15 protein-coding genes are annotated in these 14,119 nt (G+C 56.9%); 6 read left to right on the plus strand and 9 right to left on the minus strand.

Features of this window, described 5'->3' with window-relative positions; all coding sequences use genetic code 11:
* Positions 1-234 precede the first annotated feature (234 nt).
* The gene (locus tag EU556_RS09995) at positions 235-2,349 is read left to right on the plus strand and encodes a M13 family metallopeptidase (RefSeq protein ID WP_135433725.1); all 2,115 of its coding nucleotides are present in this window, start codon (positions 235-237) and stop codon (positions 2,347-2,349) included.
* A gap of 97 nt (positions 2,350-2,446) precedes the next feature.
* A complete protein-coding gene (locus EU556_RS10000) occupies positions 2,447-2,908 on the plus strand; it encodes a hypothetical protein (RefSeq protein WP_135433727.1) in 462 nt (153 codons plus the stop codon).
* Between the two features lie 105 nt (positions 2,909-3,013).
* Here EU556_RS10000 and EU556_RS10005 read toward each other — a convergent pair whose 3' ends face one another.
* From EU556_RS10005 to EU556_RS10015, 3 genes are all read right to left on the minus strand, one after another.
* On the minus strand, positions 3,014-3,763 hold the full coding sequence (locus EU556_RS10005) for a peptidylprolyl isomerase (RefSeq protein WP_135433729.1): 750 nt from the start codon (positions 3,761-3,763) through the stop codon (positions 3,014-3,016).
* A gap of 116 nt (positions 3,764-3,879) precedes the next feature.
* Positions 3,880-4,785 carry a manganese catalase family protein gene (locus tag EU556_RS10010; RefSeq protein ID WP_135433730.1) on the minus strand — a complete coding sequence of 302 codons (906 nt, stop codon included), beginning with the start codon at positions 4,783-4,785 and terminating at the stop codon, positions 3,880-3,882.
* A gap of 286 nt (positions 4,786-5,071) precedes the next feature.
* Positions 5,072-6,304, minus strand: a complete 1,233-nt coding sequence (locus EU556_RS10015) for a S1/P1 nuclease (RefSeq protein WP_135433732.1) — start codon at positions 6,302-6,304, stop codon at positions 5,072-5,074.
* A gap of 184 nt (positions 6,305-6,488) precedes the next feature.
* Between EU556_RS10015 and EU556_RS10020 the strand changes: the two genes are divergently transcribed.
* A complete protein-coding gene (locus EU556_RS10020) occupies positions 6,489-7,535 on the plus strand; it encodes a hypothetical protein (protein WP_135433733.1) in 1,047 nt (348 codons plus the stop codon).
* On the opposite strand, the gene EU556_RS10025 is transcribed toward EU556_RS10020, so the two are convergent.
* Both EU556_RS10025 and EU556_RS10030 read right to left on the minus strand, forming a co-directional pair.
* On the minus strand, positions 7,532-8,035 hold the full coding sequence (locus EU556_RS10025; RefSeq protein ID WP_135433735.1) for a CinA family protein: 504 nt from the start codon (positions 8,033-8,035) through the stop codon (positions 7,532-7,534). The two genes, EU556_RS10020 and EU556_RS10025, sit on opposite strands and share 4 nt — an antisense overlap.
* Positions 8,036-8,247: 212 nt before the next feature.
* Positions 8,248-9,552 (minus strand): amidohydrolase family protein, encoded by a 1,305-nt coding sequence (locus tag EU556_RS10030; protein WP_135433737.1) that lies wholly within the window; start codon positions 9,550-9,552, stop codon positions 8,248-8,250.
* Between the two features lie 150 nt (positions 9,553-9,702).
* Here EU556_RS10030 and EU556_RS10035 point away from each other — a divergent pair, with 150 nt between their 5' ends.
* Complete coding sequence (locus tag EU556_RS10035; protein ID WP_135433738.1) at positions 9,703-9,963, plus strand: acyl-CoA-binding protein; 261 nt, start codon at positions 9,703-9,705, stop codon at positions 9,961-9,963.
* A 100-nt stretch (positions 9,964-10,063) separates the two neighbouring features.
* Here EU556_RS10035 and EU556_RS10040 read toward each other — a convergent pair whose 3' ends face one another.
* Positions 10,064-10,342, minus strand: a complete 279-nt coding sequence (locus EU556_RS10040; RefSeq protein WP_245327556.1) for a CDGSH iron-sulfur domain-containing protein — start codon at positions 10,340-10,342, stop codon at positions 10,064-10,066.
* A 160-nt stretch (positions 10,343-10,502) separates the two neighbouring features.
* Positions 10,503-11,018, minus strand: coding sequence for a GNAT family N-acetyltransferase (locus tag EU556_RS10045; protein ID WP_135433740.1), 516 nt, complete (start codon positions 11,016-11,018; stop codon positions 10,503-10,505).
* Between the two features lie 146 nt (positions 11,019-11,164).
* Between EU556_RS10045 and EU556_RS10050 the strand changes: the two genes are divergently transcribed.
* Positions 11,165-11,815 carry a DUF6565 domain-containing protein gene (locus EU556_RS10050; RefSeq protein WP_135433742.1) on the plus strand — a complete coding sequence of 217 codons (651 nt, stop codon included), beginning with the start codon at positions 11,165-11,167 and terminating at the stop codon, positions 11,813-11,815.
* 120 nt (positions 11,816-11,935) lie between these two features.
* Here the strand turns inward: EU556_RS10050 and EU556_RS10055 are convergent, their stop codons facing one another.
* Positions 11,936-12,406, minus strand: coding sequence for a hypothetical protein (locus EU556_RS10055; protein WP_135433744.1), 471 nt, complete (start codon positions 12,404-12,406; stop codon positions 11,936-11,938).
* Between the two features lie 168 nt (positions 12,407-12,574).
* Here EU556_RS10055 and EU556_RS10060 point away from each other — a divergent pair, with 168 nt between their 5' ends.
* Positions 12,575-13,198, plus strand: coding sequence for a deoxynucleoside kinase (locus tag EU556_RS10060; RefSeq protein WP_135433746.1), 624 nt, complete (start codon positions 12,575-12,577; stop codon positions 13,196-13,198).
* A 229-nt stretch (positions 13,199-13,427) separates the two neighbouring features.
* Here EU556_RS10060 and EU556_RS10065 read toward each other — a convergent pair whose 3' ends face one another.
* Positions 13,428-14,099, minus strand: a complete 672-nt coding sequence (locus tag EU556_RS10065; RefSeq protein ID WP_135433748.1) for a DUF2461 domain-containing protein — start codon at positions 14,097-14,099, stop codon at positions 13,428-13,430.
* Positions 14,100-14,119: the final 20 nt, after the last annotated feature.

The following is a 14,119-nucleotide window of genomic DNA, read 5'->3' on the forward strand; positions in this document are numbered from 1 at the left end:
GAACTGTGAACTTGTACGCCGCCGAAATGGTGCGCTAGGCCACGTAAGTTCACTTTAGGATGGCCTAGCACGACCAATTGCAAGAGCTGACGATGTGGTGCAACGCTTCTAGGCCTAGCACGTCTTTGCGTTCCGCAAAAGCCTCTTTCCTGAGGCAACGGCAACTGCGCAGGTGGGCTTTTTCGCTTACCTTGGTTGCTTCTTCCGTACTTCCCCAACCCACACAGTTTCCTTATGAAAAACCGTAATAGCCTGACCCTGGCGGCCGTAGCCGCCGCTGGTTTGGCCCTGGCCGGCTGTGCTTCAAGCAAGACAGCGGCTCCTACAACCGCGGCTACCACCCCCGCAACGCCCGCCGCTCCCGCTGAAGAAGCCATTACGCCCGGTGTAGGCCTAAACGTGGCCAACGTAGATAAGTCAGTGGACCCCTGCACCGACTTTTACCAATTTGCCAGCGGCAACTGGCTCAAAAACAATCCCATTCCGGCTGCTGAAGTACGCTGGGGTTCGTTCAACGAGCTTAGCGACAAGAACAACGCCGTAATGCGGCAGATTCTGGAAGGGGCAGCTCAGAATACCTCGGCTGCAAAGGGTTCCAATGAGCAGAAAGTAGGCGACTACTACGCCTCGGCCATGGACACCGTGGCCATTGAGAAAGCCGGCCTGAAGTACCTGCAGCCCGAGCTGAACCGCATTGCCGCCATTAAGGATCTGAAGGGTTTGCAGGCCGAGATTGCGCGGCAGCAGCTCTTGGGCACTGGTGCCTTCTACAGCGAGTACGTAGGCCAGGATGAAAAGAATAGCACCGTATATGCGGTGCAGTTTGGGCAGGGTGGCCTCTCACTGCCCGACCGCGACTACTACCTGAAGGATGATTCCCGCTCTAAGGGCATCCGGGCGGCGTACACCACCTACCTGACGAACACCTTCAAGCTCATGGGCGACTCGGAGGCTGCCGCCGCCAAGAACGCCGCCACGGTTATGCGCCTGGAAACGCGCCTCGCCAAAGCCAGCAAGAGCCGCGTGGATCTGCGTGACCCCTACGCCAACTACAACAAAATGACGGTGGCTGAAGCCAACAAGCAGTTCCCCAACCTGGGGCTGCCCACGTTGCTCCAGACGCTGCAAGTAGGCTCGGCTAAGGAAGTTATTGTAGGCCAGCCCGCTTTCTTCAAGGAGGCCAGCACTATGCTGAAGCAGGAGCCCCTCGGTGACCTGAAAACTTACCTGCGCTGGCACATGACCTCGTCGCTTACCTCAGCTTTGCCTAAGGCGTTCGGCGACGAGTCGTTCCGATTTGCGCAGGTGCTGACGGGCGCTAAGAAGCAGCAGCCCCGCTGGAAGCGTATGAACAGCGCCACCGACCGCGCCCTGGGCGAGGCCTTCGGTCAGCTGTACGTAGACAAAGCCTTCACCCCCGAAACCAAGCAGAAGGCCATGCAAATGGTGGCCAACATCCGCGAGGCCATGGGTGAGCACATTCAGAAATCAGACTGGATGAGCGACGCCACCAAGAAGGAGGCTCTGCAGAAGCTGAATGCATTCACCGTAAAAATCGGCTACCCCGACAAGTGGAAGGACTACTCAACGCTGAACATCTCGCGCGAGTCGTACCTGAAAAACGTGTTGGCGGCGCGGCAGTGGGCCAGCATCGATAACTCGAAGCACTTCGGTAAGCCCATTGACCGCGGCGAGTGGGGCATGACGCCTCCCACGGTAAATGCCTACTACAACCCACCGATGAACGAAATCGTGTTCCCGGCCGGCATCATGCAGCCCCCGTTCTTCGACCCCAAAGCCGACGATGCCGTGAACTACGGCGGTATGGGCGCGGTAATTGGTCACGAAATCACCCACGGTTTCGACGACCAAGGCCGGCAGTACGACTCGCAGGGTAATCTGCGCGACTGGTGGACCAAGGAAGATGCCGCCAAGTTTGAGCAGCGCGCCGATATGGTGGGCAAGCAGTACTCGGCCTTCTCGCCCCTAGACTCGGTGTACGTGAACGGCAAGCTGACCATGGGCGAAAACCTCGCCGACTTAGGTGGCCTCAACATCGCCTACACGGCCCTCGAAAAGCAGTTGCAGAAGCAGTACGGCAATGGTGCCCGTCCTAAATTCGATGGCTACACCCCCGAGCAGCGCTTCTTCCTGGCCTGGGCCCAGATCTGGCGTTCCAATGCTCGCCCTGAGTACCTGCGCCAGCAAGTAATGACGGACCCTCACTCGCCCGGCCAGTTCCGTACGGTTGGTCCGCTCATGAACATGCCCGAGTTCTTTGAGGCTTTCGGCTGCAAGGACAACGCCAAGATGGTGCGTGCCCAAGCCGACCGCGCCAAAGTATGGTAGGCCTAGCCTGATTCAGCAACTAACAAAAAGGTGGCCTGCTACACGTAGGCCACCTTTTTTGTATCTGTTTATTATCCGTTCCTCGTTAGTCAGCCTTATGCTACATCTTCCTCGCTTCTTGCCACTGCTGCTAGCTGGTGCTGCCTTGGTTGGCGGCTGTAACTCTGCGCCATCTGCAGAGCAGCCCACCGCTACTACGCCCGAAGCTCAGCCCACGGCCGCTCCAACTGCCGCAGCTGCCTCGGCAGATACTACGCTCTCCGCGCAACTGCAAAACCCCAAAGTAGGCGATGTGTACGTGGTGCAGTTTCAGCCCCGTAACACCACCGAGCGGCGGTATTACTTCTACCAGGTGTTTGCTGTGCGTCCGGATGAGGTGGATTTGTACCCCGCCCGGCAGGAGTCTACCGACCCCCAAGCCGACACGAGTGCGCCTCAATTCTTCGCTACTACTGCCAGCAACGTCATGACCTACACCCGCGCCGAAGCGCGGGAACTACTGCAGGAGCAGCCCGGCGACGTGCTGCACACGCGCCTGATTGCCGTACGCCGGCCCTAGCTAGCCCGAAGCCACGTCAGCACAAACGCCCAGCATCCTTGAGCTAGTCAGGGGTGCTGGGCGTTTGGGCTGATGTGGCCACAGGAGCCTGGCGAGAGGAACCTGCTACTTCTTTGGCTCCACTACTTCCATCTTGATGCGTACGTCTTTCTTAGGCCAGTTGTAGGGGTCGAGGGGCTCATTGGCAATCTTGTCGATGACATCGAGTCCGTCAATTACTTCCCCAAAAACTGTGTACTCACCGTCTAGGCCAGGTGTGCCGCCAATGGTGGTATAGGCGCGAATTTGGTCGGGGGTGAGGGGACGGGGAGATGATGCCTTCGCCTCGGCAGCCGACATCTTTTTGCCTTGCACAATGTAAAAATCATTGTTGGAGGAAAGCTTGCCGGGGTTTTGTGCGCCATCGTAGCGCGCCATGGCCAACGCGCCGTATTTGTGAAAGTGGTTGGGCCTGATTTCTGGTTTCAGGTGGTACTCCTTCATCGGAATAGTCCGGAAGTTGGAGTTGCCGCCCTGAATAGCAAAGTCCTTCACCACCCGATGAAACACGGTTTCATCAAACACGCCCTTGCGGCTGAGCAGCAAAAAGTTAGCCTTGTGCAGGGGAGTGTCATCGTAAAGTCGAATGCGCATATCGCCGAGGCGCGTGTGCATGATTACCTCCGAGGCCGGGTACTGCTGCCCGTAGGCCAGTATCTGGCGCTCGGCTACACCGCCCGAGTCGGTTAGGGCCATAAGATCGGGGCCGTGAATGGGGGCCGGCGCGGCCGGGTCCGTGGCAGTTTCGGGTTGGGCGCGGTTGCAGGCAAAGGCTAGCGTGGCGCCGAGCAGAAGCGAGGCAGAAAGGAGTTTCATGAGAAAGCGGGCGGATGAATGGCCTAGGCCAGTAGCAAACGGGCCAAAACGCAAAAGGTGCGGCCTTCCGCAGAAGGCCGCACCCAAAAATAGCCGTTTGCCCGTAGCCGATAGGCCTAAAGCTTTATCCCGAGTTTCTTGGCAATGTCAGCAAACATTTGGGGGTCGTAGTCGTCGGCGCCCGGCGAGTTGAGCTGGGGCTCCTCTTCCAGTTCCGGATACGGTACGCCTTCAAATCCGCCCTGAATTACTTCCAGCGGCTGCCCATCCTCGGGGTGAGTACCGTTCCAGATGATGCCGGCTTGCTTATAATCGTCGGGGCTGAAGGTGTAGAGCTTGAGGTGCAGCTTCTGCTGATCCTGAAGTTTTTTGGCTTCGGGGAAGGCGTCGTTGCTAAGCTCGGGCACCGGCACCAGCTTGCTCACCTCCACGCCCGTGAGTTTCTCCAGCGCTTTGGCGTAGGCCACTACGTGCAGGCCGCCGCGCACCAGCAGGTAGCCCACCATGGTGCGGGCGCACGGGTCCGAGACCATTTCGTACACCCGCATTTTGTTGGCGCGGGCTCCGCATTCCAGGAAGAAGTTATGCAACAGGTCCAGCTTCAGGTTGCCGCTGGCGTGCACATTGTGGCCCGTCCAGGGGTTACCCATCGAGTCGACGGGCAAGGCGGCCTGGGCGCTGCTCAGAAAATGGTAGCTGTTGCGGGCATCTGCAACGCCCGCCAAAGGAGCGGGCACTGGGTCTTTGCCGCGGGGCGTTTGGCCCGTTAGCAGCAGATTGATGGCGTAAGATACGGCTTCGATGTGGCTGTATTCCTCGGCGGCAATGCTACAAGTCAGGTCGTAGAACGGACGCAGGCGGTTACGGCCCCGGAAGTTGAACGACTGGAACGTGTAGTTCATCAGTGTCGACATTTCCCCATACTTGCCACCGAGCAGCTCCTGAATAGCCGCCGCATCGTTGGGCGAAGGGTTCTTGGGTTTAGGCAGCTCCACAGCCAGCCGATCATAACGCAGAATCATAGCACCTTCTGTTTAAGTGTAAGAAAAGAACACTGCCGCAAACAGCGGAGATTTTCTAACGGCTCAGTCAAGCCTTAAGTTGATGAAAGCCCGAATATTATATATAGATAAATAGCTAGTTATGAAACTGTTGAGCTTGCTGAATGCTTGGCCTAGTACCCCTCTGCTCGGGAGGCTAGCGCCTACGGAGAACCTTGACTCGTCTCGTGTAGTAGCCTAGTTTCTGGACCCAAAAAAGGCGGCCCCGAACCCGGAGCCGCCTTTTTAATTTTTGCTTGTTTTTTTACTACCAGCCAGAGCCGCTAGGTGTGCCCCAGCCATCAGAGGTACTCTTTTTGGGAGTGGCCTTGGCTTTCTGCTTCTGCGAGGGCGCATCCGCGGGCTTGGTCTTTACTTTCACTTTGTTGGTGCCGGCCGGTACGGCTGGGGCGCCGGGCACGGGCGAGCCGGTGGGGGTGGTGGCAGCCGGGGCGGGCTCTTCCTGCACGGGAGCCATATCCTGAGCGGCATTAATAAGGTCGGGGCGGACCTCTTGCTCTACTTTCTGCAACGAGAGCAGCAACTGCTTGCTTACCAGCTCATTCTTATCCCAGACCTTAAGCTCTGCCGCCAGCTTCTCTTTTTCCGCTTTGCTAGGCTTTTTTGCCATCATGTTGTCGAGGTCGGGGCTGCCAGCATCTTTCCAGGCCGTCAGCCACATTGAAGCTACCATGGTAGGAGCCTGCTTGAGGCGGTAGGCCACCATGCCACCCACTTTTTCGTGGTAGGCATCGGCAAAGGCATCGGAGTACGAGCGGCGGGTTTTGCCGTACTTGTGCGAGAACACGTATTTCTGTTCCGTCGTGAATTTGTTGTTCAGGTCGTCCTCGAAATCAAAGGTGGCTCCCAGAAAACCGTATGAGTCCTGCACCACCTGCCAAATATCCGACTGCGGATCTTTCAGGTACTTAGCCGACTCCGCATCGAGCTTGTACTTGGCAATGTTGCGCTCCGGCAGCTTGCTCTCCCACAGAGAATGAATGCCCGCCTGATTGGTAAGCTGGCCGTCGTAGTTTTCGGTGGTGTGCAGGGGCACAAAGGCATCAGAAACATAGTGGCCTAGGTCGGCGGAAAGGCGCACGATGGCCACGGTATCACGCTTACGGAAGGCGTCGGTAAGCTGGTCCTTCAGTTCCATTACCGTCCAGGGCACAGTGCCGTATTTGCGCAGCGTGTCGGCGGTGTACTTGGCCACGGCCTTGTCGTAGAGCTTCGGCATCAGCCCAAAGGGATTGTCGCCGTAATGGTCCATATCGATGAAGTGCTTCGGGGCTTCGGCCGGGTCGGCTTCGCGGCGCTCATCGGCTGCGGTGCTGCGCTTCACCAGTTCGGCCATGTGCCGGTAGTAGAAGCCCCGCATGGAGGCAGGCAGGGCATACACCGAAATCTGGGCAATGGTACGGTGACCGAAAAAGCCCCAACCCTGCGACAGAATCGGGCACAATACGACAACGAGAAGTGTGAGGAGCAGTTTTTTCATGGCAGCACAAACAGGCCGCACCCCGCGGCTCAACAAAGTTCGGGAATTTGACGATTCAATGAGGCAGGAACTGTCTTTTTTGACGAAGTGGTGATTGAAAACCACTTACCAGCTCTGTCTGAGCGCGTATCTTTTTACTTTTTCCGCGTTAGATACTTGTCTGCCCACCTAACTCCTCTGTTCGTTGACTGCTATTTCCCGTAAAAAAATCAGCTACACCATCGGGCAGCCTCTGCGCCAGTACCTGCACCACTACGACCGGGAAACCCGCCTGCCCATTACCTACGCCGACCTCACCCGCATCAGCGGCAGCTTTCCGCTGCTTGATCGGCAGGAGCGGGACACGCTGTGGGAAACCGTGTTTTATGAGCCGCAGGCTTTGCGGGAGCTGAGTGAGGGCCTAGCCCAGGTATACGCTCTGCTTAAGACCGGCAACGACCTGTCGTTTACTGACCACTTGCTGGCTGACCGCATCGACTACTGTCGCTTCGGGAACAGCAATCCGTTTCGGGTGCGCATCGTAAATCAGCTCAACGACAACTACGATTACTTTTACGTGAAGCGGGCCGATGCCTCACGGGTGTATGGCCTAGAGCTGGAACACTTGCTCTCGCCCAATAGCATGAACTACCTCGTGTACGGCGATACGCTGATTGAGGAGCACATTGCCGGCATTCCCGGCGACGATTTCATCCGCGAGCATTTGCAGCGGCCCCACCTCAATCAGGTGCGCATTGCCAAGGAGTTTGTGAAGTTTAATGAGCGGTGTTTTGCCCGGCTGTTGGGCGATATGCGCGCCTACAACTACGTAATCGTTGTCACCCCCGACTTTGAGGACGAGCAGTACCGGGTGCGCGCCATCGACTTCGACCAGCAGAGCTACGAGGGTAAGAAAACCATGTACATGCCCCAGTACTTCAAAGACAACCGCCAAGTGGTAATGCTGTGCAGTAAGTTGCTGGAGCCCGAAACCATTCGGCAGTACCAGGCCGAGGAACGCACCCTCATGGCGCGGCGCGTACGCTCGGAGCGTTACCGCCTCAAAGATCTTATAGACTGCATGCGGCGGGACGAAATATCCCCACCTGAAAAGGTAGCGCAACTGAAACAAGAGCTTAACAAGCACCACACCACCGATCTGTTTACTGCCTGCCGCGGCATTGGCGACGTGGTGCGCCTCAACCTGCAGCTAATGCTGGTAGGGCGGGCCAACCGGCGGGTACCGGCCTAGGTAGCTGGGGCCACCTGCTCGCGGTCTAGCAGCTCCGCCAGCTTGCGGTAGATAAACTCCGTGGCCTGCTGCCGAATGGCGTCACTGTTGCCATCAAACTGCTCGCGGTATTCGTGTGCGTGGCCCTTAAACAGAATAGTCACGAACACGGTGCCCACGGGCTTATCGGGGGTTTCTGATTGGCCAGGGCCGCACAAGCCCGTTACCGCCACACACACATCGGCGTCGGGGAGGTTGCGGTGCAAACCCAGCGCCATTTCATTGGTGGTCTGCTGGCTCTCGGCAGAATAGGTAGTGAGAGTTGCCTTCTTGACGCCGAGCAGCTGTTGTTTGGCATCGGTATGATACGTCACGACGGAGCCCAGCAGCACTTCGCTTACGCCCTCGGCGGGTGCCAGTTGAGCGGCGGCAAGGCCACAGGTGCAGCTTTCGGCTAAGGCTAGCTTGAGCTTATGCTTGATAAAATCTTTGATTAGGACTTCCGGGGTCGTTTTTTTCATAGTCAGAAAAAGGGGAGCGCTGAGGATACGGGTGCCCCCCTGGGTAGGGTTGCTACTGTTCTGCTGTGCGACACCTCTTAGAAGTGGCCTACGAATAACGCCCGGTTGAGCTTGTGTTGAGCACGTGTTAAATGGACTTATACCGTCTGCTACTGGCCTACATGTGCTTAGGTATTTGATGGTACTAGGCCAGTAGAAGGCCGTGCGGGCGGTTATTCCTGCCGGTAAACGGTGCCCTGCTTCATAACAAAGCGCACGCGCTGCATCACTTTGATATCCTGCGTAGGGTCGCCTTCTACGGCTACCACATCGGCCAGCTTGCCGGGCTCCAGCGTACCTAGGTTTTCCGACTGGCCTAGCAGCGTGGCCGCATTCACGGTAGCTGCCCGCAAGGCCTGCACGGCAGGCATGCCAGCTTCCACCATGTACTGAAACTCCAGGGCATTTACACCGTGCCGGAATACGGCGGCATCCGTCCCGAAGGCAATCTTAACACCTGCTTTGTAGGCCCGGCCAAAGGTGCTCTGGAGCTTGGGGCCAATGCTGATGGCCTTGGGCGTAACCAGCGCCGGGTAGTAGTTCGGTATCTTGGCCGAGTCGGCGACGGATTTACCGGCCGTGATGGTAGGCACGTACCAAGTGCCATTTTTCACCATGAGCTTCATGGTTTCGTCGTCCATGAGCGTGCCGTGCTCAATGCTAGTCACCCCCGCCCGGATAGCGCGTTTCATGCCCTCCGCGCCGTGCGCGTGGCAGGCTACCTGCAGGCCTAGGTCGCGGGCCGTTTCCACAATAGCCCTAATTTCGGCTTCCGTCATCTGGGCACTGCTACCATCTTTGGCCACCGAAAGCACCCCGCCCGTGGAGGCAATCTTGATCAGGTCGGAGCCGCGCTTGTACTGCTCGCGCACCGCCTGGCGACACTGGTCGGGGCCGTTGGCTACACCATCCGCGGGGCCCGGCATACCCATCAGGTCGAGGCGGTAGCCGTTGGTGGGGTCCATGTGGCCGCCGGTGCCCGAAATGGCTTTGCCGGCCGTAAACACGCGCGGGCCCACCACTTGGCCTTTATTAATTGCATTGCGCAAAGCCAGATTCACGCCGGAGCCACCCAGGTCGCGCACCGTAGTAAACCCCGAAAGCAGAGTTTTGCGAGCATGATCGAGGGAGCTGAAGGCAATATCGGCGGGGTTTTGGGTGAACTCCTGCAGTTGGTTGTTTTTGCTGGTTTCGCTCTCCAGGTGCACGTGGCAGTCAATGAGGCCGGGCAGCACAGTGCGGTTTTTCAGGTCTATTACCTTATCGGCGGAGCCTGCAGGAGTGGTGTAGCCTCGTTCTACGGCCACCACCCGGCCCTTCTCTACTACCACGGTCATTTCCGTTTGGGCGCGGTCTTGGCGCATATCCAGGAGGCGGCCACAGTGCAGGTAGGTTTTTTGCGCCCAGGCCGGAGCAGCAGTGCATAGGGCACTGGTGAGGATGAAGGCCGTAAGAGAACGAAGTAGGGGTGAGGTCATGGAGAAATGCGTAGGTAGAGGACAGAAGCCGGAAGATACGCGGTAAAAAAATGCTGCATGCAGCACAAATTCGCTGTAATCCGTATCTTCCAGGCCGGCTCCGCCGTACCTGCTCACAATCCACTTCACCTGTTTTATCTAGTTTACTACATGGCTACCTCCGCCGAATTTGAAGCCGCTGCCCAACGGGCTCAGCAACTCCCCAGCAAGCCCTCCAACACCGTATTATTGCAACTCTACGCCCTCTACAAGCAAGCGAGCGAAGGCGACGTATCCGGCGACCGTCCGGGTGGGTTCGATTTTAAAGCCATTGCGAAGTACGACGCCTGGTCTTCCCTAAAAGGCAAATCGCAGGATGATGCTCGTCAGGAGTACGTGAGCTTGGTTGACTCTCTGTTCCAAGGCGTGTAATACGGCTCTAGTAGAACAGTAGTAGAAGCTGCCAATCAATAAAGCACAACGCCCGCTTCCGGATGTCGGAAGCGGGCGTTGTGCTTTGCATGCAACTGGCCTAGCCAAGAGGCTGCCCACCGGCATCGGGAGCAGTGGGCGGAGCAATTGGCTTCGGGGCGGCAGGGGCCGGCAAGTCAAACGCCTTAGCGTCGTGCTCGAAGTGACCTTTGTGCGAACCGTCGCAGAAAGGCTTATTGGAAGAGAGTCCGCAACGGCAGATGCTGATTCGTTCGCGTCCGCCGAGGCCGTAGGGCTGTCCCTGGGCGTCTACAAGTTCGAAATCGGTGCCCTCTACGCGGAGGGAGCCATTGCTGAGTACTGTGAGTTTGGTAGCCATATAGTGAGGTGGTGAAGTGATATGGTGGTGACAGAAGAATGAAAACTACGGCAGTGAGCTGCAGTGGGAGGCGGGTACGCTACTGGCCTAGGCTGTGCTGGCAGCAACCCCGAAGCAGTATTATTAAACTGCCGCAGTACTGTATACCGTTAGCACTGGCCTAGCGAAGCTCTTTACGCATTACGTAGTCGTTCATCCAGTAAGGGCCAATCGGAATGTCTTCCTCATGATGGCGCTGGAAGCCTTGGCGCTCATAGAAGGCTAAGGCGGGGTTGTGGCGGTTTACATTCAGTTCTAGCACGTGGCCCCCGGCTTGGCGTACGGCTTGCTCCACGGCCCCAATCAGCAATTGCCCAAACCCCCGGCCTTGGTGCGAGGGTAGAATGTATATTTTGTTGAGGTGATAGGCCCCTGCTTCCGGCTTGGCGGAATAGGAGGCAAATCCGCCCGGCTGGCCTTCATCCAGCAGAAGCAAAAACTGATGGCCTTGCTCCGTCATCTGCCGCTCCAGCGAAGCCGGCGTGTAGATAACGCGATACATGTAGTCGATTTGCTCCTTGGAAATAATGAACCGGTAGGTGGGCTCCCAAGTGGCTTCGGCCAGCTCAATAATGGTCGGGATATCGGCCAGAGTGGCCGGATGAATGGTAATGGGCGCGGCGGCAGAAGCTGACATAGCGAGCAAAAAACGGCATTATTTCGCGCAAAACCGAACCCAAACCTATGATTGGCCCGTTTTTGGGACAGAAACTGCCAGCCACGGTATACGGGGTAGTGTACCTCATCCGTTATTTCCCGTTCGCTCACGCACTCTCCCGACTCATGAAAAAGATTCCGCTTGCAATAGCTACCAGTCTGCTCTCCCTTTCTGCGGCAGTGGCGCAAAAGACACCCTCCACTTCCCGCCCCAAGGTGAGTACCACCTCGGCCGTAGAGCGCGACTTGGACGTGTTCAGCGACTGGGTGAATGACAAAATAGACCGCGCCGCGGCCGATATCCGCCGCGAAAAACCACGCATCAACGCCGAGTTTGAGCGCCAAAGCCGCCGCATCGACCGGGCCGTAGACAGCCTCACGGTAGAGGGCAAACGCGAGTACGATACGCAAAAGACCCGCTACAAGAAGTGGTCGGCCAAGCAAGATAGCCTCGACCAAGCCGCCCGCCGGCCCGAAACATCGGCCCAGGCCCAGCGCCGCTTTCTTGGCGAAGACGTGGTTATCAGCCGGGCCCGCGCTACGGAGCTGCCCGACCTGTACTACCGTTTGGTAGAAACCATGCGCGACAAAAAAAGTAATTGGACGGCGGCCGACTGGAGTGCGGCCAGCGCCGTACTTACCAACCTAAATGCCCGCTACGAGCAAGTCCGCACCGAACTGCCCCTAGAAGAGCGCCTGCGCATCCGGAGCCTGCAAGGTGAGTTCCGAACGCTGGAAAAAGCCCGCAATGTGAAAGACGCCATCAACGAGCAGTAGAAGATAACGCACCAAACGGCTGACCCAGTGTGGCCATGCGGCGCTAATGCAAGTCGGCGGCTACTCCCAGGAAGGGCAGCCGCCGACTTGCATTATAAGCCTCCTAAGTTGAGAATAGGCCTATGCTTGCGCCGCGAAACCGGGGTCGGCGCTAGGTTGCACGGGCACTTGGCTGTTGAGCCACTGCCGGGCGGAGGGTACATCGTAGAACAGTTTGATTGGAATGTACTGCGCCACGCGCTCCGAAAAGTCCTTGCTAACGTAGTGGGTTCCCGCATCGGGGCTGAAGACGTAGGCCACCGCGCGCAAGCCCTCGCACAACACCTGCGGTAGCCAGTCAAACTCCAGCCATTCCATCGACTCAGTCCAGTCGCCGGCGGCGTTGCTTTTGTCGTTGAGTAGCACCGAGACCTGTATCTGTTTTTGCAGCTTCAGAAATTCTTGCGCCACATAGATAACCTCACGCCCGGTTATGTTGCCAAACCATTCCACGTGGAGTAGTTCTTTCTCGGGTGCGTAATACAGCTCTACTAAGCGGTTGCCGTGGGCATCGTGCAAGGAGCCAATGTGTTGTAGCTGGATACGATGCATCGGGTAAAGCTGGTTGTGGGGCGGGCGGTAGGGACAGGAGCGAGCAAGTAATATAGCTAGTTTTCTATTAGAAAACTGCTATTAAATGGCTTCGCTGATTCAGGGCACTCCGTTACTTTTGTAGCTTAACCTAATCTGCTCACTTCTCGCACTCTCCGCGCTTCGCTCATGCACATTGCAATCGTCGGCAACATCGGAGCCGGCAAAACCACGCTGGCCAATAAACTGGCGCACCATTTTAACTGGGAGGTATTTCTGGAAGATGTGGACCATAACCCTTATCTGAAGGATTTCTACGATGATATGCCGCGCTGGGCATTTCACCTGCAGGTGTACTTCCTCAACAGCCGCTTCCGGCAAACCCAGCACATTAAACAGCTGCAAAGTGCCAGCAAAGGCGTTATTCAGGACCGCACTATCTACGAAGACGCCCATATCTTCGCGGCCAACCTGCACCAATCAACCCTGATGTCGGAGCGGGACTACCATAACTATCTGGGCCTGTTTGAGTCGATGATCAGCATGGTAGATCCGCCAGACTTGCTGCTCTACCTCCGTGCCGACCTGCCCAAGCTGGTACAGCAAATTGAGCGCCGTAACCGCGACTACGAGAACAACATCAAGATTGAGTATCTCAAAAACCTCAACGAGCACTACGAGCACTGGATCAACAACTACAAGAGTGGTAAGCTGCTCATCGTAGACGTGAATAATCTTGATTACGTCCATAACCCCGAGGACCTGAGCGTAATTATCGACAAGATCAACAGCACACTATTCGGGCTTTTCTAACAGCAGAATAGGAGAACAGTGGCCTAGGCCTGTCATAAATGGAAGGCCCAACTTTAAAGGTTGTCCCTGCTGTCTTCGAGACGTTAACATCCAAAGAAGCCCTTGCTTCCTCAGCGGAAGTAAGGGCTTCTTGTTTGTGGAAAGATTGAGGTGATTGAGCTAACCAAAGTGGTTGGAAGCCGCTACGCTGGCTTATGCGCTAGTATCTCATCATCCTATACTTCTTGCCTTATTCCACCGCCATTGCTTCGTTCAAAAAATGCACGAAGGGCTGGGCGGCTTGCCAGGCGGCCAGCACCCGATCAGGAAAATCAGCACGTAATACTTCCTTGTCGGAGAAAGATTGCCACACAAAAAAGCTCTTGAGGCGCAGCCACTCAATATCTGGGTCGGTGCGGTCGTAGCCTTTGGGAGCTGTTTTAAGCGCCTGGGTCATGTCTAGGCCACTAGGGAAGTGGCGTAATAGCTCTGGGCTCTGACGCAAGGCATGAAACTCAGTGGGGTTGTAGTGGATTTCCTGCCGAATGCGGGCTAGTTGCTCAGCTTCGGGCTGCCAGCGTCCGGCCCCCACATACGTTTCGCCGCCGGGCTGCACAGCTACAAAATAGCCGGCCCACTGGCTATGCCGGCCGCCCCGCTTGATGCCAGCTCCCATGTGGCGCTTATACGGCTCGTCGCTCTGCTGAAAGCGGTCGTTCTTGTTAATCCGAAACATTACGTCTGATGGGGTCAGGCCTAGCAGGTCAGGTTCCAGCTGCTGCACGCCCCTAATCAGCTCGGCCACAAAGTCGGTGTATTCAGCTCGAGCCCGGTGGTAGTCGGCTCGGTGGGCATCCATCCAGGCTTTACTGTTATTCGCGGCTAGCTCACGCAGAAAGGATAAAATGAAGTCGCGTTGCATACAAAGAGGGTAAAGGAACT

The sequence above is a fragment of the Hymenobacter fodinae genome (assembly GCF_004745825.1).
In the GTDB taxonomy this organism is placed as follows: Bacteria; Bacteroidota; Bacteroidia; order Cytophagales; family Hymenobacteraceae; genus Hymenobacter; species Hymenobacter fodinae.

Bases quoted from the DNA above. Each gene is read 5' to 3' on its own strand.
- EU556_RS09995 (WP_135433725.1), top strand. From the start codon at position 235: ATGAAAAACCGTAATAGCCTGACCCTGGCGGCCGTAGCCGCCGCTGGT.
- EU556_RS10000 (WP_135433727.1), top strand. From the start codon at position 2,447: ATGCTACATCTTCCTCGCTTCTTGCCACTGCTGCTAGCTGGTGCTGCC.
- EU556_RS10005 (WP_135433729.1), bottom strand. From the start codon at position 3,763: ATGAAACTCCTTTCTGCCTCGCTTCTGCTCGGCGCCACGCTAGCCTTT.
- EU556_RS10010 (WP_135433730.1), bottom strand. From the start codon at position 4,785: ATGATTCTGCGTTATGATCGGCTGGCTGTGGAGCTGCCTAAACCCAAG.
- EU556_RS10015 (WP_135433732.1), bottom strand. From the start codon at position 6,304: ATGAAAAAACTGCTCCTCACACTTCTCGTTGTCGTATTGTGCCCGATT.
- EU556_RS10025 (WP_135433735.1), bottom strand. From the start codon at position 8,035: ATGAAAAAAACGACCCCGGAAGTCCTAATCAAAGATTTTATCAAGCAT.
- EU556_RS10030 (WP_135433737.1), bottom strand. From the start codon at position 9,552: ATGACCTCACCCCTACTTCGTTCTCTTACGGCCTTCATCCTCACCAGT.
- EU556_RS10035 (WP_135433738.1), top strand. From the start codon at position 9,703: ATGGCTACCTCCGCCGAATTTGAAGCCGCTGCCCAACGGGCTCAGCAA.
- EU556_RS10040 (WP_245327556.1), bottom strand. From the start codon at position 10,342: ATGGCTACCAAACTCACAGTACTCAGCAATGGCTCCCTCCGCGTAGAG.
- EU556_RS10045 (WP_135433740.1), bottom strand. From the start codon at position 11,018: ATGTCAGCTTCTGCCGCCGCGCCCATTACCATTCATCCGGCCACTCTG.
- EU556_RS10050 (WP_135433742.1), top strand. From the start codon at position 11,165: ATGAAAAAGATTCCGCTTGCAATAGCTACCAGTCTGCTCTCCCTTTCT.
- EU556_RS10055 (WP_135433744.1), bottom strand. From the start codon at position 12,406: ATGCATCGTATCCAGCTACAACACATTGGCTCCTTGCACGATGCCCAC.
- EU556_RS10060 (WP_135433746.1), top strand. From the start codon at position 12,575: ATGCACATTGCAATCGTCGGCAACATCGGAGCCGGCAAAACCACGCTG.
- EU556_RS10065 (WP_135433748.1), bottom strand. From the start codon at position 14,099: ATGCAACGCGACTTCATTTTATCCTTTCTGCGTGAGCTAGCCGCGAAT.